The sequence below is a fragment of the Kordia algicida OT-1 genome (assembly GCF_000154725.1).
Lineage (GTDB): Bacteria > Bacteroidota > Bacteroidia > Flavobacteriales > Flavobacteriaceae > Kordia > Kordia algicida.
The window spans coordinates 2,555,397-2,574,007 of sequence record NZ_DS544873.1 but is presented as its reverse complement, the minus strand read 5'-3'; the positions used below and the strand labels follow the sequence as shown (position 1 = coordinate 2,574,007).

The following is an 18,611-nucleotide window of genomic DNA, read 5'->3' as shown; positions in this document are numbered from 1 at the left end:
TTTTATTTAAATCAAGCCCCCTTAATATCCCTCACATACAATCCAGTCGCCTTCTTAATAAAATCAGTATCCATACCCATTTCCTTAAGACGTCGCGCCACTTCCAAAGCCTTAGCTTTCTCCGCATTCTTACGTTCATAACGCAACTGCATTTCCTTCATTTGGTCGCTTTCGCGGTCTTGTATTTCGTAGAGTCCGCTTTTGCGAAGTTCTTCCATAATGCCTTTATCTTTAAACGAAGTAAAGCCACTTTCGGTAATAATCAAATGATCTATCACATCAATATTAATCAGCTTTCCAACCTTCAAAAGTCGGTCAGTAATATCCTTATCTTGGGCAGAAGGTTTCAGGTTTCCACTAGGATGATTGTGTACTAAGATGACACGTACTGCCAATTTGTAAATTCCCATACGGAACACATCGGGCGGATTGGCATTCACACGGTTTTGCGCACCAATGGCAATCAGTTCTACAAACAAAATCGTATTATCGGCTTTCAGTCCTACTACCCAAAAATGTTCTTGCGCTCTACGAATCTTATTTTGGCGCAGTAAAATCTGTTGCATCACGCTATATACGTCGTGCGCATTCAATACGGTAATTTTCTGTGCTTCGGTCAGTCGTACGTTCATGTTGTAAATATACTACAAAAATATAAGTCCACAGCAAATGGAGCGAAGCCGAAATGCAGGTGTTTGAAATTGAGATGATTCAAAAAATATGCTCAAATCCGTAAAAAGCAAAAATTGATGTTTAAAGCTTATAAGTTTATAAGTTTATGAGTTTAGACCATGATTTAAAAAGTAGTAGAAACCACCCAAAACCTAAAACCCAAAACCTGTCACATCGAGCATTATTGAGATTAAAATATATTTTAATAGAAAATACCTAGCGAAGCTAATCGAGATGTTGTCACATCGAGCAAAGTCGAGATGCAACACAATATCAAAGAAAAGCCGTATTTTTATACAACGTAAATGCGTTCGTTTTTCTACGGATTGAGTCATCAGCAAAAAAATAAAAAACGGAACTTGCTAAAAAATATCGCTTTTGAAAATTGTAAAATTCACAAAAAAAGGAATCTACTGTATTCCTGGAAAATTCTATCTCGATCCTTGGTTACCTGTTGACTATGCCGTAATCTCACACGGACACGCCGATCATATGCGTTGGGGAATGAAACACTATCTCTGCCATACACACACCAAAAACATTATGAAACATCGCATTGGTGAAGATATCTCTGTAGAAACATTAAATTATAATGAGCCAAAAACCATCAACGGTGTAAAAGTCAGCTTTCATCCTGCGGGACACATCATTGGTTCAGCACAAATTCGGCTAGAATACAAAGGAAAAATAGTCGTATTTACGGGCGATTACAAAGTAAAGCACGACAATATTACCATTCCGTTTGAAACCGTAAAATGCCATGAATTCATTACAGAAAGTACCTTCGGATTGCCAATTTACAAATGGTTGCCCGAAGAAACCTTACAACAACAAATTCACAATTGGATTCTGCAAAATAAAGCAAACAATCGTACAAGTGTTCTCTTTGGATATTCGTTAGGAAAAGCACAACGCATTATGAAATTGGTAGAAGGTTTAGACGAAATTCACGTACACAACGCCATCTATCACATGAACAATGCAATTGAAGCCTCGGGAATCTCGTTGCCAAAAACCCAACGTTTAGACGGAAACTTTAACAAAGCCGATATTCAAAATAAAATCATCATCATGCCACCAGGTCTGCTCGGAAGCAAAATGCTCAAACGTGTGCCAAATGCAGCAACGGCAATCTGTTCTGGTTGGATGCAAATTCGTGGAAATCGTCGTTGGCGCGGTGTAGACGCAGGTTTCGCCGTTAGCGATCATGCCGATTGGGAAGGATTATTGCAAGCTGTAAAAGCATCGGAAGCCGAAAAAGTATATGTCACACATGGCTCGCAAGCAACATTTTCAAAATATTTGAATGAAATCGGAATCGAAGCGGCAGAAGTCATTACAGAATATGGCGACAACGAATTAGAAGCTTCAGAAGCGAAAAAAGAAGCAACAATATAACAATATGAAGCGATTCTCAGAACTCATCAGCGCGATAGAAATAACCAACAAAACGAATGCAAAAATTGCAGCATTGGTAGAATATTTTACAGTTGCAGAAGACAAAGACAAATTGTGGATGATCGCTTTATTCACAGGAAAACGTCCGCCACGACCTGTAAAATCATCACTCATGAAACAATGGTGCGCAGAAATTACCGAATTGCCCGAATGGTTATTCCTAGAAAGTTACAGCACCGTGGGCGATTTGGGCGAAACTATTGCGTTGCTTTTACCAGCGCCAACACATCACATCGAAAAATCTTTGGATGCCTGGATGCAAGAACTCATCAAACTAAAATCAAAAACCGACGAAGAAAAGAAAGCGTATGTTTTAAATGCTTGGAACGGACTAGAAGCACAGGAACGTTTAATTTTTAATAAACTCATCGGCGGAAGCTTTCGTATTGGTGTCTCTAAAAAAACATTGGTGAACGCTTTGGCGAAATTGACAAATATTGATGCCAATCAGTTGATGCATAGTATTATTGGAAACTGGGACATCAATTCCATTACCTTTGATGAATTGCTGTCGGGAAGCCACATTAACTATGACAATTCCAAACCTTATCCGTTTTGTTTGGCGTATGCGCTAGAAAAGGATTTGGACGAATTGGGAGATGTAAACGATTGGCAAGCAGAATACAAATGGGATGGCATTCGCGGACAAATAGTAAAGCGAAACGGCGAACTTTTTATTTGGAGTAGAGGCGAAGAACTTGTGACTCAACAATTTCCTGAACTTACGGAAGTATTTCAAAATTGGAAACATGATTTTGTGATAGATGGCGAAATTCTTGCGATAAAAGATAGCAGTGTATTACTCTTTAATGATTTGCAAAAACGATTGAACCGAAAAAATATCTCAAAAAAACTACTCGAAGAAGTTCCTGTTGGTTTCTATGCGTACGATATACTAGAATTTGAAAATGAAGACATTCGCGAGCAATCATTAGCAGAAAGAAGAAAAAAACTAGAACTCATATTTCAACAAAATACAGCCAAAAACATACAGCTATCGCAAGTGGTGGAAGTTGAAAACTGGAATGATTTACACGCTATTCGCGAAGATTCTCGTAGTGTCAACTCAGAAGGATTAATGCTAAAGCAAAAAGAATCACCCTATCACACAGGACGAAAAAAAGGCGATTGGTGGAAGTGGAAAGTAGAACCATTAACGATTGATGCTGTAATGATTTACGCCCAAAAAGGAAGCGGAAGAAGAAGCTCAAAATACACCGATTACACCTTTGCCGTGAAAAAAGATGATGGTTTGGTAACGGTTGCCAAAGCATATTCTGGCTTAACAAATGAAGAAATCACGGAAATAAGTCGTTGGGTAAACAAAAACGCTATTGAAAAATTTGGTCCTGTACGAACGGTGAAAGCCGAATTGGTTTTTGAAATCGCTTTTGAAGGCATTGCACTCAGCAAACGACACAAATCGGGCGTTGCGTTGCGTTTTCCAAGAATCAAACGCTGGCGAAAAGACAAAACTGTTGCCGAAATTGATACCATTGAAAGTGTAAAGGATTTGATTTTTGTGGGAACTTAGGTATTGGGTTTTGGGTGTTAGGTTGAGTCGCTAGCGCTCCTGTTGTGAGTTGTGGGAAGTGGAGTGCTAAGAACGTTTGAAACGTCATTCCGAACAAAGTGAAGGAATCTGTAAGTATCAAAACTCAATTTTACAATGAAACCAAAAGATTGCCACGAATTTTATAAATTCTCGCAAAGACGTTTTCAAGAAGGTAGTAATGCCATTTTAAGTATATAGTTTTACGTCATTACGAGGAAGCATGACGAAGTAATCTGTTAAAATTAGTATTGAGCTGTTAAAATTGAGTATTGAGAATGTTATCATATGTCATTCCTGCGAAGGCAGAAATCCACTTGTAAAGTTAGAAGGCATTAGTGGATTAAGCATTAGGAATTAGTGAAGTATCAAAACTCAATTTTACAATGAAACCAACAGATTGCCACGAATTTTATAAATTCTCGCAAAGACGTTTTCAAGGAAGTAGTAACGTCACTTCGAGTGCCAAATTTATAATTTGGTGTATCGAGAAGTACTACGAAACGAATAGTTTTAAACAAACAACAAACAACAAACAACAAACAACAAACAATGCCCAAACTAGAACAAACCGAAGGATATCGCATCATTCACAATTGGATGGCAGACAAAGGTTACGCGCCATTTGACTTCCAACTAAAATCGTGGAAAAAGTATGCGCAAAATTATCACGGATTGGTCGTTGCGCCAACAGGATTTGGAAAAACCTACGCAATGTTTCTAGCAGTATTGATCGACTATTTAAATCATCCAGAACAATATAAAAAAGGAATCAAATTACTTTGGATAAGTCCGTTGCGATCACTAGCAAAAGATTTACAAAAAGCCATGCAAACTGCCATTGACGAAATTGGGTTAGATTGGCAAGCGGCGGTTCGAAACGGAGACACTTCTACAGCAGTGCGAAGAAAACAAGAACGCAACATGCCCGACATTTTACTCACTACGCCAGAAACGATGCACTTGTTGTTCTCACAAAAGAAAAATTCGCGTTGGTTCAAAAATATTCGTTGTGTTGTGGTCGATGAATGGCACGAATTACTATCAACAAAACGTGGCGTACTTACCGAATTGGCAATCGCTCGTTTGCGTTCACTTTCGCCAAACATTCGCATTTGGGGAGTTTCGGCAACGATTGGAAATTTGGAAGAAGCCAAAAATGTATTAATTCCGTATAAAAACGTCAACACAACGATTGTCACTTCTAAAGAAAAGAAAAAACTAAAAATCATTTCACTATTACCCGATGAGGTCGAATTGTTGCCGTGGGCAGGACATTTGGGCGGAAAACTTGCTAAGAATGTTCTGAAAGTTATTTACGAAAATAATACAACGTTGGTGTTTACCAATACACGAAATCAGGCAGAAATGTGGTATCAGTTATTGCTGAATGAAGATGCCGATTTAGCAGGACAAATTGCCATTCATCATGGTTCAATAGATGCAAAATTGCGCAATTGGATTGAAGACGCCATCAACGAAGGTTTGCTGAAAGTTGTGGTGTGTACGTCGTCGCTAGATTTGGGTGTCGATTTTAAACCTGTAGACTGTGTCGTGCAAGTTGGTTCAGCCAAAGGAATTGCCCGTTTTATGCAGCGTGCAGGACGAAGCGGACATGCTCCAAACGAGATTTCCAAAGTCTATTTTGTACCTACACATGCGCTAGAACTCATTGAAGTTTCAGCGCTTAAAGAAGCCGTAAAAAAACGTGATGTTGAAGCACGAACGCCTATGGTTTTAACCTATGATGTGTTGGTTCAGTTCTTAGTCACATTAGCTGTCGGTGAAGGATTTGACAAAGAAAAAGCTTTCGAAATGATTCGTGAAACACACGCGTTTTCATATCTCACAAAAGACGATTTTACATGGGCAATGCAATTCATCACAAAAGGTGGTAAAACGTTGCATGCTTATGAGGAGTTTCATAAAGTCGTTTTTGATGACGAAAAAGAACTATTTGTCGTAAAAAGTAGAAGAATTAGCATGTTGCATCGAATGAATATTGGTGCCATTGTAAGTGATGCCATGTTGCGCGTAAAATTTATGAAAGGCGGTTATGTGGGAATGATTGAAGAATATTTTATTTCGAAATTAAAAGTAGGAATGCCGTTTGTCCTTGCGGGAAGAATCTTGGAAATAGTGCATATTAAAGATATGACTGTGATTGTGCGTCGGAGCAAAGCCAAAAAAGCCATCACGCCAAGTTGGAAAGGCGGACGATTGCCGTTAACGTCCTATTTGAGTCATTATTTACGCTTAAAGCTGAACGATGCATTGCAACCATCAATCCGTGAAAGAGAATTAAAATTTTTGAATCCGTTGTTAACGACACAAAATATACACTCACACATTCCGAAGTCAGACGAGTTTTTGGTAGAAAAAATACAGACGCGAGAAGGTTGTCATCTGTTCTTTTTTCCGTTTGAAGGTCGATTAGTCAATGAAATTATGGCGTCGTTGATTGCCTATCGCATTAGTAAAATACAACCGATTACGTTTTCCATTGCGATGAACGATTATGGTTTTGGATTGTTGAGCGATCAGGAAATTCCCGTAACGGAAGAAAATTTGAAAATAATTCTTTCCAAAGAAAATTTAATGGAAGATGTTATTGCAAGTATCAATGCTTCTGAAGTGGCAAGTAGAAAGTTTCGCGATATTGCTGTGATTGCAGGTTTGGTGGTACAATCGCATCCTGGCGCACGAAAAACAAATAAAAGTTTGCAATCTTCGTCAAGCTTAATTTTTAAAGTTTTGGAAGATTATGAGCCAAATAATTTACTTTTGCGTCAGGCGTATACCGAAGTGTTTAACGAGCAATTGGAAGAAGCGCGTTTGCACGAAGCATTTGATCGAATTTCGAAAAGCACCTTGATTTTAAAGGAAGCAAAAAGTTATACACCTTTGAGTTTTCCGATAAAAGTTGATAGCTTGCGAAATACGATGAGTAATGAAAAATTGAGCGATCGCATTGCGCGTTTGCAAAAGCAACAATATAAATTAATTACGTGAATATAGTACACTCCAAAAGAGATTATATCTGTTTTTATGGTTTTACAATTTATGAATCTGAAGAAGTACTATTTTTCCCTTTGACCGAATTTTTCTAGTTTTCTGTATTATTTAATTAAATCAATTTTTTATTATGAAGAAACAATTTAAATCATTAAAACTGAACAAGCAATTAATAACTAATTTTAGTTATACTATAACTGGTGGAGGTGAAATATCAGAAAAAAGAACAAATTGTGATTACTGTCCAAAAGAACCTCAAAAACCGATTGAAGAAACCTACCCAACAGATATACATTGTCAGTCACATGCGCCAGAGTGTTATGATTAAAATTTTTAGCGAACTTCGGTTCGCTTTTCTTTTTACTTTATATCTTTCGGCATAAATGAATGTTATGAATATAGTTACAAAAGACATACGTTTTGGTAATGAAATTTTAACATTGACAAATCAGCGAGTATTGTATTGGCAAGCACAAGAAATGCTAATTTTGTCTGACATTCATATTGGTAAAACAGCACATTTTCGACAACACGGAATCGCCATTCCTGATGCGGTTTTGTTGAAAGACTTGGAACGACTTAAATTTTTAATCGAGCATTTTCAGCCGAAACAATTAATGGTTGTGGGCGATTTATTCCATGCCGATTACAATCAGAATTTTGATGTTTTTATTCATTGGATGGAACAATTTCAGGACGTAACTAAAATTTTAATTCGTGGTAACCACGATCGTTTTAAAGTAGAATTCTACGAAAATTTAGGTTTTCAAACCCACATTCAAAAAACGATTAATACACTTACTTTTGTGCATGATGCGGTAAAGGTAGTGGCGAACTCATATTATATTTCTGGACATATGCATCCTGGCGTGCGTATTAAAATGAAAGGCAGACAGTATTTGAAACTTCCTTGTTTTCAAGTCAATTCACAACAATTGATATTGCCTGCGTTTAGTCTTTTTACAGGATTGAATACGCGTACTCATTTGGAAAATGTAGTTAATTATGCTTTTACGGAAGATGCGGTTTTGGAGTTGTAGTTTTTAGACTGCTTTGCTGTTAGACCGTGCTTATGCACTTTTAGACTACGCTTACGCGTTTTTAGATTTTTAGCTTTTGGAAGTTTCAAATCTACAAAAAAAACCAAAAACTTCTTTGAAAACGTCTTTGCGAGAATTTGATAAAATTCGTGGCAATCTGCTAGTTTCATAATTAATATTGAACTTTGATTGTAACAGATTACTTCGTCATACTTTCTCGCAAAGACGTAAAATAATATTTTCTATATTAATAGCTAAACATTTCATTTCTCACTACTAAAAACTCAAAACTGAACGCCTTGTGAGCGAATAAATTAATAAACTATATAAACTGAATCTTGTCGTGAAAAAAGAATCTTCTACTTTAAGGTAAATGTATCTTTAAGAATTGTATTAGAGCTTCCGCCAACAAAGACTTCAAAATCACCAGCTTCTACAATATATTTTCCTTGATTGTTAAAGAATCCAAGCTCTTTATTGGTGAGTGTGAACTCAATAGTTTTGGTTTCTCCTTTTTTGAAGTGAACCAATTCAAATCCTTTGAGTTCTCTTACAGGACGCGTAACGCTTCCAAATAAATCGCGAATGTACAGTTGAACTACTTCTTTTCCGTCATAATCTCCCGTATTCGTTACATCAACTGTGACTTTGATGTTGTTGCCAATGTTGAATTTGTCACCGTGGACTTTGAAGTTTTTGTATTCAAACGTTGTATAACTCAATCCATAACCAAATGGCCATAATGGTGTGTTTTTTTCGTCAATATAGTGCGACCAGAATACATTGTCGTTATCGTTGGTTGGTCGTCCAGTACTTTTATGGTTGTAATAAATAGGTACTTGTCCCACATTTCTAGGGAAGGTCATTGGAAGTTTCCCGCTAGGGTTATAATCACCATATAAAACTTGTGCAATTGCATTTCCAGATTGTGTTCCTAGTTGCCAACCTTCTACAATTGCAGGAATGTTTTCTGCTGCCCATTCAATAGCTAACGGACGTCCGTTATTCAGAACTAGCACCACATTTTTATTTACAGCGTATACAGCTTCTAATAATTCTTGTTGTAAGCCTGGTAAGTCTAAGTTGGTTCTACTTCTTCCTTCGCCACTTTGAAAACCGTGCTCACCTAATACCATAACAACTACGTCTGCCGTTTTTGCCGTTTGTACTGCGTCACTAATATCGTTACGATCGGTAGTATTGACTACAACTTCTTCAATGAATGCGGTATGTCCTTCTACTAAATTTACCCCTTTTTTATGTACTAGTGTATTGCCTGTGTATTTTTTCATTCCTTCTAAAACAGAAATTGCTGTATTGTCGTCGGAAGCAATTCTCCAGCTTCCTAACTAACTATTTTTATCGGCAGCAAGTGGTCCTATTAAAGCTATTTTTTGTCCTTCTTTTTTTAATGGAAGTAAGTTGCCTTCGTTTTTTAATAACACAATAGATTTTTTAGCAATATCAAGTACCGCTTCATGATGTGCTACATTTCCAATGTTTTTCTTTTCATTCTCTGGATCACAATATTTATAAGGATCGTCAAACAATCCTAATTCAAATTTTACTTTTAATATTCTGCGTACGGCGTCGTCAACAATACTTTCTTTAACGATGCCATCTTCAACCAGTTTTACAAGTTCATTCACATATACATAGCCTTCCATATCTAAATCAGAACCAGCACGTGATGCAATCATGGCAGCTTGACGTTTGTCTTTGGCGTGTCCCCAAAAAACGAGTTCATTAAAAGAGTTCATAAATGTTTTTACGCCACTGTCTGCCGCAGCTTTAAATGGTGGTAAAACGGTATTGTATAATGTTGAAGTTCCAATGTCTACGGTATTGTATTCTTTTCCTGCTTCTGCGAAACCGTATGCCGCAAAGTGTTTTGCACATGCTGCAATAGAGTGTTGATTGGTAAGATCGTCTCCTTGAAAACCATGTACACGGGCACTGGCAATTTTACTTCCTAAATACGGATCTTCTCCGCCACCTTCCATGACGCGTCCCCAACGCGGATCTCTAGAAATATCAACCATTGGTGCAAATGTCCAATTGATTCCTGCCGAAGAAGCTTCAATCGCTGCTACACGTGCTGAACTTTTAATAGCGTCTAAATCCCAACTAGAAGATTCCGCAAGCGGAATAGGACTTAAGGTTTTATATCCGTGAATGACGTCGAACCCAATTAATAGAGGAATTCCGAGTCTAGTTTCTTCAACAGCGATGCGTTGTACTTCATATACATTTTTTGTCCCGCGTACATTCAACATGGCACCAACCCAACCTTTTTTAAGATGATCGTATTTTAGTTTTGCATTTCCTTCTTTCGGAGTTGGTCCAGTCACATCCCAAAAACCGTTGTATAAATTCATTTGACCAACTTTTTCATCTAAGGTCATTTTTGCTAGTAATGAATCAACTCTTTTGTCAACAGGTGTTTTTTTTGATGTTTCTTTTACCACTTCCATTTGTGAACCATTTTTTTTATTTGTCACGCATCCCAAAAGGAAAATACCGATACTTGCTATTATGAATACTTTATGATATTTGCTGTTCATGGTGTTTATTTCATGGGATTAGTAATGTAAAAGTATGATATTATCATGGGAAGTGCTGTAAACCTTCTAATTTTCCCTTAAATTTTAAAAGAGTTCTATACCAAAACCAAGTAATTTTGACAAAACCATGATACTTCTTAACGAAAGCTTAGAAACTACTTGTGGCAATCTGTTCCTTTAGAAATTATCATTTTTCTTTCTTCATTAAAGCTATTAAACCAAAAATGGGTCCGATGGCTAAAATCATTAGGATTGCGGTTGAGGTAGTTATTGTTTTCAATAGATTGAGAAGCAGAATGCTAAAAATAGTGATGAAGAAGCCAATTGAATTTACAATTGTTAGTGCAGTTCCTTTTAGTTGCAGAGGTGCGTTTTGGGCAACTAAGGTGGAGAATAATGGTGAATCTGCAATGACAACTATTCCCCAAAATAGTAAAAACGAAACGAATACTATTGGTGAATTGACAGAAAATAATATTGGCGCAATAAGACAGCAAATACAAGATAGCAACAACGATAGCAACGCAATTCTTTTTACGCCAAATTTTTCTGCAAGATAGCCACCGAAGACGCAGCCAATTCCGCCAATTGCTATGATGCTAAATGATACTAACGGAATGTTAAACGAATTTTCGGAGTGTATGTTTGTATACATTTGAAGCATTACAGGAACAAATGCCCAAAAAGTGTACAATTCCCACATGTGACCAAAGTAGCCAAAAGCTGCGGTTTTGAATTTTTGTTTTTTGAATATCTTCGGAATTGCTGAAAGATTTATTTTCTGCATGGGTTTTCTAAAAGGGCCATCGGGAATAAAAGTTATCATTAAAATTCCGCCTAAGGTTGCTAATAACGAAGTTGCGATCAATACAAATTCCCAAGAGAGTTCGCCTTTTAGTTCTTTTAATAGATGTGGAAACGCAGTTCCGATCACGAGTGCACCAACTAAAAAACCGAGTGACTTTCCGAGACCTTTCTGGTAGTAATCGGATGCGATTTTCATTCCAACAGGGTAAATTCCCGCAAGGAAAAAACCAGTTAAAAAACGAAAGGTTAAAATACTTGTATATGTGTTGCTTTTCCAAATTAAAACCAAGTTACAGATGGCGCCAAATAGTGCACAAAAAAAGAATACTTTTGATGGCGCGTACCGATCGGCAATGGAGAGTATGGCAAAGATGAGTGTTCCTGTGATAAACCCGAATTGAAGCAAGGAAGTGATGTACCCTAAAGAACTTTCTTCCAATAGAAAAGTAGTTTTTAGTTCCGACATCACACCATTTCCCGCAAACCAAAGCGATGTACATAGAAATTGCGAAATCACGATGATAGTCAGCATGTATTTTGGTGGCTTCATTTACGATTGCTTTCCTCGCTTATTTGTTGTGCGTTTTCTGTTCTTTGTTTGCGCTGCCGCTTGTTAAAGTTTTGAATTAAATTTCTATTTTACTGAGTTTACACTTTAACACGTCTCAATACTCTATACTAATTTCTCAAAACTTTGGCAGTGTTTTTTCAAAAGTATAGATCGTTGCGAATAGAAGCAAAAAAAAGCGAACCTAAGTTCGCTTATTATACTATTATATTTCGCGTTGTGCACAGCATTCTGACAAATCTGTCCAATCGCTTTCGCGTAATCCTCCTCTGAGAACTTCAGGATTCATATCAGATACATTTAATTTGTTGATTTTTAAATTTTTGATTTCCTTTTTTTTCATGGTTTTAAAAATTTATGGTTTATAATTGAGTAATATAACAAAAAATAGAACGATTATTTCTGTTGAAAATGTTAAAAGACGTACAAAAAATTCTGTATGCTCATACATAATACGTTTCTTATTGTAAATTCCTGTGATTAAGTTATTGGTAACATTAGTTTAAACCAATGAAAATTAAACGTGTCTTCCTTAATTAGAGATTTAAAAGTACACTTTAAATTGATATGTAATAAATTTCTACTTCTTATACGCGAAGAATTCACAATACGCCTTTTAATATTTATGGTAAAACCGTAATTATTAAAAGGGGCAACCCTTTTTCTGAAAATGGAGGTTATTTGGAAGAAAAAAAATCCTATACTTGTATCGAAGAAATGATACTTTGTTTCTATAAACCTTTACAGAAAGAAACAATTTATTCAGAAATAAATTCCCCCAAATTTTTACTATTAAGAGCAACTCCTGTGACTGAGGAAAGCGAAGCTTTACTTTAAAATGAACTACAAATTATGAAATTTAACTTAGGTTGGCATGTCCTATATGTAAAATCTCGTTGGGAAAAAAAAGTACATAATTCTCTAGAAAACATATCGATTAAATCTTTTCTACCAAAAACAAAAACCGTCCAACAATGGAGTGATCGTAAAAAAACGATTCTAACCCCATTATTTCCTTCTTACGTTTTTGTTTACATTGAATCTCCTTTAGATTTTCATAAAGCATTATCTGTTGATGGAGCTTGTTGTTATATTCGATTTGGCAAAGAATACGCACGTGTAACAGAAAAAGAGATCAATCAAATCAAGTTATTAGTTGATAGTAAAGAAATAGAAGAAATAGAATTAAACCCTACATTCCCGAAAATAGGGGAAATGAAAAAAATTGAACAAGGTCCATTAAGTGGATTAGATTGTGAAATTATAGAAGCAGAAAATTACAATAAAATTATTGTTAGAATAAGTTCTTTACGTCAAAATATTTTGGCAACGATCCCATTAAACTCCTTTAAAAAAGCAGTATAGTTTATTGTAATTAAAAAAAGCTTTACAAAAAAAATACTCTGTCTTATCAAACTCACCAAATTATATTAGAAAATAGATGCAAAATGTGATTCAATTATTTCATAGTGCCTATTAGTTTGTGAGAAGATTCGTAAATAAAAACAAAAATAAGCATGTTATATATCTTATTTTTTATAATTTAAAAACCTGAAAAATTACTCATTTTAAAAGACCCAAAAAATGTTAAAAAATTATCTTAAAGTTGCTTGGAGAACCCTGTTCAAGAACAAATATTTTGCGCTAATCAATATGATTGGATTAGGTATTGGTATTGCTGCATGTTTGTTTATTGTACAATATGTGTTTTTCGAGTCTGATTTTGATACATTTCACAAGGAATCTGAAACTATTTATCGCGTAACGCAGAGTCGTCAGGAAAATAATGTGCTTGTTGAAAATTCAGCAATGAATTTTTCAGCTATTGGTCCTACTATAAAACAAGATTTCCCAGAGATAGATGCTGCGACAAGTATAGAAAAGCAAGATTGTATTATTTCTGCGGAAAATTCATTTGGAGATATTACTTCATATAAAGAAAGTGAAGTTTATTTTGTGGATAAAAACTTTTTAGATGTTTTTAATTTTTCTTTCATAAATGGTGGAAAAGAAGCTTTAGCGCAACCAAACTCTATTTTATTGACAGAAAGTTTGGCTAAAAAGCTTTTTGGGGAAGAAGATCCGATAGGGAAAACCATGAAAGTGGTAAATTTCAACCAAGGAACCAATCTCGAATTAGTGATTCGTGCAGTGCTTGAAGATATACCTGAAAATTCGCATTTAAAATTTACTTGTTTAGTAACTACGAAAGATGTTCCTGGTTCTTGGCGCTTTATTGATAAATATGTGTATGTGAAGTTTTTTCCTGGAACTAATGTGAAAAATGCTACTTCAAAATTACCAGGATATGTAAACAAATACTTAGGAGATTATGCTGATGGTGTTACAAATATTCAATTGGCGTTTCAACCTTTGGAGTCTATACACTTATCTTCAGATCTTACCAAAGAAATTTCAGTAAATGGAAATGGTAAATTTGTGTGGTTTATGTTACTTATTGCTGCATTGATATTGATAATTGCCTATGTAAATTATATTAATCTATCTACCATAAAATCAATGGATAGAGCAAAAGAAGTAGGGCTGCGTAGAACGTTTGGTTCTCAAAAAGGTGCGCTTATCATGCAATTCTTTTTTGAATCACTCATCTTAAGTTTTATAGGAATCATTATTGCAATCATTCTTGTATTACTCTTTAGAAGTGGCTTTGAAGGATTAACAGGAATTTCAGTTGGAAGTTTCTTCTGGACAGACTATAAAATATGGTTGCCATTATTAGCCTTGTTAATTATTGGTAGCTTCCTATCTAGTTTATATCCAGCATATCTCTTATCATCCTACAATCCTGTGCAAATTCTAAAAGGGAAATTACCTATAGGAAGTTCAGGTGTTTTTGTTAGAAAATGCTTAGTTGTATTGCAATTTATTATTTCAATTTCTCTAATCATAGGAACTTTTACTATATACAAACAGCTTAAATTCATGCAGGAAAAAGATATAGGAATCAATATGGAAAGAAATATTGTAGTTCCTGCGCCGTCAAATAACTTTGAATCGCAAATGGGCGGACGAAACTTTTATCAAAAAATGCAATCCTTTAGAGCAAGTTTGATGGAATATCCTGATATTGAAGGTGTCGTGTCAGCATCTTCCATTCCTGGGCTCGACTTAAATTGGACACGACCTTACAAAAGGAAAAATGCAGTTAACAAAAATAATATGTATGCAACGTTTTCTATCGGTCCTGAATTCATAGATCAATTTGAGATAGAAACAGTTGCAGGAAAAGTATTCAATCGAAATATGATTTCTGTAAATCAAATGCCAACAGGGAATACGCCCATTTTATTAAATGAAGCAGCTGTAAATGCATTTGGGTTTGAAAATGCAGAAAAAGCAGTTGGAGAATTCCTAACAGATACCAATGGAAATGGAGTAGAGTTTGAATATGAAATCATTGGTGTTATTAAGGACTTTAACCAAAAATCATTAAAAGAAACTGTGACTCCAATTGTATTCAGATTGGAAGATGGTTCAAGTATTGAATACTACGCAATCAAAGTAGCTTCGCAAAATTTACCAGCATCTATTGCAAGAATAGAAGAATCGTTCAAGCAAAACTTCCCAGTAAGCCCATTTGAATATTTCTTCCTAGATGAATTCTTTAATAAGCAATATAAAGTAGATCAGCAATTCGGTAAAATATTTACTGTATTTGCAGGTTTAGCGATTTTCATTACTTGTTTAGGACTTTTTGGATTAACACTATTTACAAGTTTCCAAAAAGCAAAAGAAATTGCTATCCGTAAAGTGCTGGGTGCGTCTGTATTTAGTTTATTAGCACTATTAATAAAAGATTTTGTGAAACTCATTGTACTAGCAAGTGCAATTGCTTGGGTGCTCTCTTGGTGGGGATTAGAGCAATGGCTTCAAGGATACTCCACAAGAATCGGAATCAACTTTTTATTCTTCGGATTAGCAACTGTAATCGTACTTTTTATTGCGTTTCTTATTATCGGGGCACAGTCCTGGAAAATCAACAAAAACGATCCTTTAATTGCCATAAAGCAAGAATAAAATCATATACGATACAAAGCTAAAGTAGTTTAATTTCTATAAGTTAGGCTGTACTGTCTGTGCTTTTTTATCATCTCTTTTTTAGAAATTACCAAAACATTTTTCATTGTGAAAAGAAAATTCCTATACGAATCATTTGAGGATATTGTCTCGTTATATCCTAAAAATACCGCTTTGACGGAAACAAATGGAGACACGAGTTATAGAGACTTAAACGAATTTGCCAATCAACTTGGAAATCTAATGACGGACATTGCTATTTCGTCGGAAGATGCAGTTGGAGTTTTATTACCTAGCGGGAAAGAACTTTTGGGAAGTTTACTAGCATGTTTCAAAACAGGCGCAACGTATGTTCCATTATCAAATAGTTTTTCGCTTTCGCGGATGGAACAAGCGGTTAGTGAAACGGGAATGAAAGTCTTAATCACAGATGATAGCTCTTGGGAAGCATTCAAATCACTAAAGCTATCGCATAGCTTTACGCATGTATTGGTGTTTAAAGCATCAGGTTCTTCACTATTAGGAGATTTAGGATTGGGTGATTTAGATTTAATCACGTTAGATCAGTCAAGTTTGGAAGTATACGAAGTAAATGAAGCTGGCGAATACAAAGAAACAAATCTAGATATAAACAATTACAGCAAAGAAAATCTTTCAATCGAATACGCTGTAGACAACAGTAGTTACATTTTCTACAGTTCAGGAACCACAGGAAAATCCAAGGCGATTGTTGGAAGTCAAAAAGGAATAGCACATTATGTAAACTGGCATAAAGAAACCTTCAACTTTACCACAGAAACACGTGTGAGTCAAATTGCTTCTGTCACCTTTGACGCAAGTTTAAAAGACATTCTTACGAGTTTAACTTCAGGAAGTTGTTTATGTATTCCAAGTGAAAAGACCAAACAAAACATGGTATTACTTGGAAGCTGGCTAGCAGAAGAAAAGGTAACAGTTTTACAAACAGTTCCATCACTTTTTAGATTGCTAACCAACAATCTAAAAGAGCAAAACATTGCTTTAACTGACATAGAAGAAGTTGTTTTAGCAGGAGAAAAATTATATGGACGTGATGTTGCCTTATGGCGATCCATTGAAGGACACTCGGCAAGAATGAGCAATCTTTATGGACTTACGGAAACTACAGTTTTAAAAAGTTGTTACCATATTCCAGAAACGGAATTAGAATCGGGAACAGTATTGCCAGTTGGAAAAGCAATTAGAAATACATTAATTGCTATTATAAATGGTGATGAAATCTGTAATGAAGAAGAAATCGGAGAAGTTTACATCAAAAGTCCGTTCATTACCAAAGGCTATTTAGACGCTGAACTAACCAAAAATCTATTTGTTCAAAACCCATTAGTAACCGACAGAGAAGACCTAGTTTGCAAAACAGGCGACATTGGACGTTACGATGCGGAAGGAAACCTAGAAATTCTAGGAAGAATAGACGATCAAATCAAACTTCATGGAGTTCGAGTAGAGTTAGACGGTATTCGCAGTGCACTACTCAATCTAGAAAACATTGGTCAAGTAGAACTGATTGTTCACAATGATAACACGGTAGATTCTCTGCTATGCTATTACAGCGGAACGGAATATGACAAAAGTGAATTACGTGAGACTTTAGGAAAAACGTTAGACAGAAACAGCATTCCAGATTACTTCATGTATCTAGAAGAATTTCCACTAACGTTAAACGGAAAAGTAGACAAACGCGCTTTACCAAAGCCATCAGAATTACTCAAAGGAAGCAACTACGAAGCGCCAAAAGGAGCCGTAGAAGAATCGTTGAGCGCAATTTGGGCAGCATTACTAAGTATTCCACAAACAAGTATTGGTAGAAATGATTCGTTCTTTGATTTGGGAGGTTCTTCATTAAAAGCAATTCAATTAATCTCCCGCGTTTACAAACAACACGAAGTACAACTAAGCATTGGAGAAATTTTCAATCATGCCACACTCAAAGAACAATCGGCGTTAATAGCAAATTCAAAAGGAGATACAACATACAATTCCATTCCAAAAATTGCGGAACAGGACGATTACGCACTTTCACACGCACAACGTAGATTGTGGGTTTTAGATCAATTACAAGAAGATTTTACCGCGTACAGTCGTCCAATAAGTTATGACATTCAAGGAGCATTAAATATTGCGGCATTCACAGAAGCATTTACCAAGCTGATTGAGCGTCACGAGAGCTTACGTACCATATTCATTCTAAAAGATAGTGAGCCACGTCAGGTTATTCAATCTGTAGAAGACATCGATTTTAGCATACCAATCACAGATGTTTCAGATGCAGAAAATACCGAAGAAGCCATTGCAACTGTTTTAGACACACTAGCAGCTTCTGCGTATGATTTATCAAGCGGACCATTATTTAGAGTGGAATTATTAAAAGTAGCGACGAATCATCACCGCTTGTTATTTTCAATTCATCACATCATCTCAGATGAATGGTCTATGCAAGTATTGGTAGGTGATTTAATCACATATTACAACAATAGTGTTCAAGAAACGACCACGAGAATTACACCATTGCCAATACAGTATAAAGATTATGCGGCTTGGCAATTGAAGGAATTATCAGAAGGCGAATTGGCAACAGCTCGCGAGTATTGGTTGTCAAAACTATCAGGAGACTTACCTGTCTTAGACATGCCTTCAGATTATGTGCGTCCGCCAGTACAGACTTACAACGGAGCCCAGAGCTATGTTGCGTTTTCAACAGAAGTGAGTCATGCTTTTAGAGATTATTTGAAGGAGGAAGAAAGCACATTATTTATCGGATTAACCACTTTGGTAAAAGCTTTATTATACAGATATAGTGGACAAGAAGATATCATTGTAGAACACCTATAGCAGACGAGAACATGCAGATTTAGAAA

Annotated in this window: 11 protein-coding genes and 1 pseudogene; 8 read left to right on the top strand and 4 right to left on the bottom strand. The window is 35.8% G+C overall.

Translation table 11 applies throughout. The features are described 5' to 3' along the window. Window positions 1–11 precede the first annotated feature (11 nt). Complete coding sequence (locus tag KAOT1_RS10855) at window positions 12–632, bottom strand: JAB domain-containing protein (RefSeq protein ID WP_007094854.1); 621 nt, start codon at window positions 630–632, stop codon at window positions 12–14. Between the two features lie 418 nt (window positions 633–1,050). Here KAOT1_RS10855 and KAOT1_RS10850 point away from each other — a divergent pair, with 418 nt between their 5' ends. From KAOT1_RS10850 to pdeM, 5 genes are all read left to right on the top strand, one after another. Continuing rightward, window positions 1,051–2,070 (top strand): ligase-associated DNA damage response exonuclease, encoded by a 1,020-nt coding sequence (locus KAOT1_RS10850; RefSeq protein ID WP_007094853.1) that lies wholly within the window; start codon window positions 1,051–1,053, stop codon window positions 2,068–2,070. A 4-nt stretch (window positions 2,071–2,074) separates the two neighbouring features. Continuing rightward, complete coding sequence (locus KAOT1_RS10845; protein ID WP_007094852.1) at window positions 2,075–3,664, top strand: ATP-dependent DNA ligase; 1,590 nt, start codon at window positions 2,075–2,077, stop codon at window positions 3,662–3,664. A 570-nt stretch (window positions 3,665–4,234) separates the two neighbouring features. Further along, the gene (locus tag KAOT1_RS10840; protein ID WP_007094851.1) at window positions 4,235–6,694 is read left to right on the top strand and encodes a ligase-associated DNA damage response DEXH box helicase; all 2,460 of its coding nucleotides are present in this window, start codon (window positions 4,235–4,237) and stop codon (window positions 6,692–6,694) included. A gap of 133 nt (window positions 6,695–6,827) precedes the next feature. After that, the gene (locus tag KAOT1_RS10835; RefSeq protein ID WP_007094850.1) at window positions 6,828–7,025 is read left to right on the top strand and encodes a hypothetical protein; all 198 of its coding nucleotides are present in this window, start codon (window positions 6,828–6,830) and stop codon (window positions 7,023–7,025) included. Window positions 7,026–7,089: 64 nt separating this feature from the next. Further along, window positions 7,090–7,737 (top strand): ligase-associated DNA damage response endonuclease PdeM, encoded by a 648-nt coding sequence (pdeM, locus tag KAOT1_RS10830; RefSeq protein ID WP_007094849.1) that lies wholly within the window; start codon window positions 7,090–7,092, stop codon window positions 7,735–7,737. A 359-nt stretch (window positions 7,738–8,096) separates the two neighbouring features. Here the strand turns inward: pdeM and KAOT1_RS10825 are convergent. The 3 genes and pseudogenes from KAOT1_RS10825 to KAOT1_RS22925 all read right to left on the bottom strand — a co-directional run bounded on the left by KAOT1_RS10825 (window position 8,097) and on the right by KAOT1_RS22925 (window position 12,019). Next, window positions 8,097–10,301: pseudogene (locus KAOT1_RS10825) on the bottom strand (glycoside hydrolase family 3 C-terminal domain-containing protein). 187 nt (window positions 10,302–10,488) lie between these two features. Further along, the gene (locus KAOT1_RS10820; protein WP_007094845.1) at window positions 10,489–11,658 is read right to left on the bottom strand and encodes an MFS transporter; all 1,170 of its coding nucleotides are present in this window, start codon (window positions 11,656–11,658) and stop codon (window positions 10,489–10,491) included. A gap of 223 nt (window positions 11,659–11,881) precedes the next feature. Continuing rightward, on the bottom strand, window positions 11,882–12,019 hold the full coding sequence (locus tag KAOT1_RS22925; protein ID WP_007094844.1) for a hypothetical protein: 138 nt from the start codon (window positions 12,017–12,019) through the stop codon (window positions 11,882–11,884). Window positions 12,020–12,528: 509 nt separating this feature from the next. Here KAOT1_RS22925 and KAOT1_RS10815 point away from each other — a divergent pair. The 3 genes from KAOT1_RS10815 (at window position 12,529) to KAOT1_RS10805 (ending at window position 18,585) form a co-directional block, all read left to right on the top strand. Further along, complete coding sequence (locus KAOT1_RS10815; protein ID WP_007094843.1) at window positions 12,529–13,041, top strand: UpxY family transcription antiterminator; 513 nt, start codon at window positions 12,529–12,531, stop codon at window positions 13,039–13,041. Between the two features lie 219 nt (window positions 13,042–13,260). After that, entirely contained in the window at window positions 13,261–15,714 is a 2,454-nt protein-coding gene (locus KAOT1_RS10810; protein WP_007094842.1) for an ABC transporter permease, read from the top strand. Between the two features lie 108 nt (window positions 15,715–15,822). Continuing rightward, the gene (locus KAOT1_RS10805) at window positions 15,823–18,585 is read left to right on the top strand and encodes a condensation domain-containing protein (RefSeq protein WP_007094841.1); all 2,763 of its coding nucleotides are present in this window, start codon (window positions 15,823–15,825) and stop codon (window positions 18,583–18,585) included. Window positions 18,586–18,611 lie beyond the last annotated feature (26 nt).

Bases quoted from the DNA above. Each gene is read 5' to 3' on its own strand.
- KAOT1_RS10855 (WP_007094854.1), bottom strand. From the start codon at position 632: ATGAACGTACGACTGACCGAAGCACAGAAAATTACCGTATTGAATGCG.
- KAOT1_RS10845 (WP_007094852.1), top strand. From the start codon at position 2,075: ATGAAGCGATTCTCAGAACTCATCAGCGCGATAGAAATAACCAACAAA.
- KAOT1_RS10840 (WP_007094851.1), top strand. From the start codon at position 4,235: ATGCCCAAACTAGAACAAACCGAAGGATATCGCATCATTCACAATTGG.
- KAOT1_RS10835 (WP_007094850.1), top strand. From the start codon at position 6,828: ATGAAGAAACAATTTAAATCATTAAAACTGAACAAGCAATTAATAACT.
- pdeM (WP_007094849.1), top strand. From the start codon at position 7,090: ATGAATATAGTTACAAAAGACATACGTTTTGGTAATGAAATTTTAACA.
- KAOT1_RS10820 (WP_007094845.1), bottom strand. From the start codon at position 11,658: ATGAAGCCACCAAAATACATGCTGACTATCATCGTGATTTCGCAATTT.
- KAOT1_RS22925 (WP_007094844.1), bottom strand. From the start codon at position 12,019: ATGAAAAAAAAGGAAATCAAAAATTTAAAAATCAACAAATTAAATGTA.
- KAOT1_RS10815 (WP_007094843.1), top strand. From the start codon at position 12,529: ATGAAATTTAACTTAGGTTGGCATGTCCTATATGTAAAATCTCGTTGG.
- KAOT1_RS10810 (WP_007094842.1), top strand. From the start codon at position 13,261: ATGTTAAAAAATTATCTTAAAGTTGCTTGGAGAACCCTGTTCAAGAAC.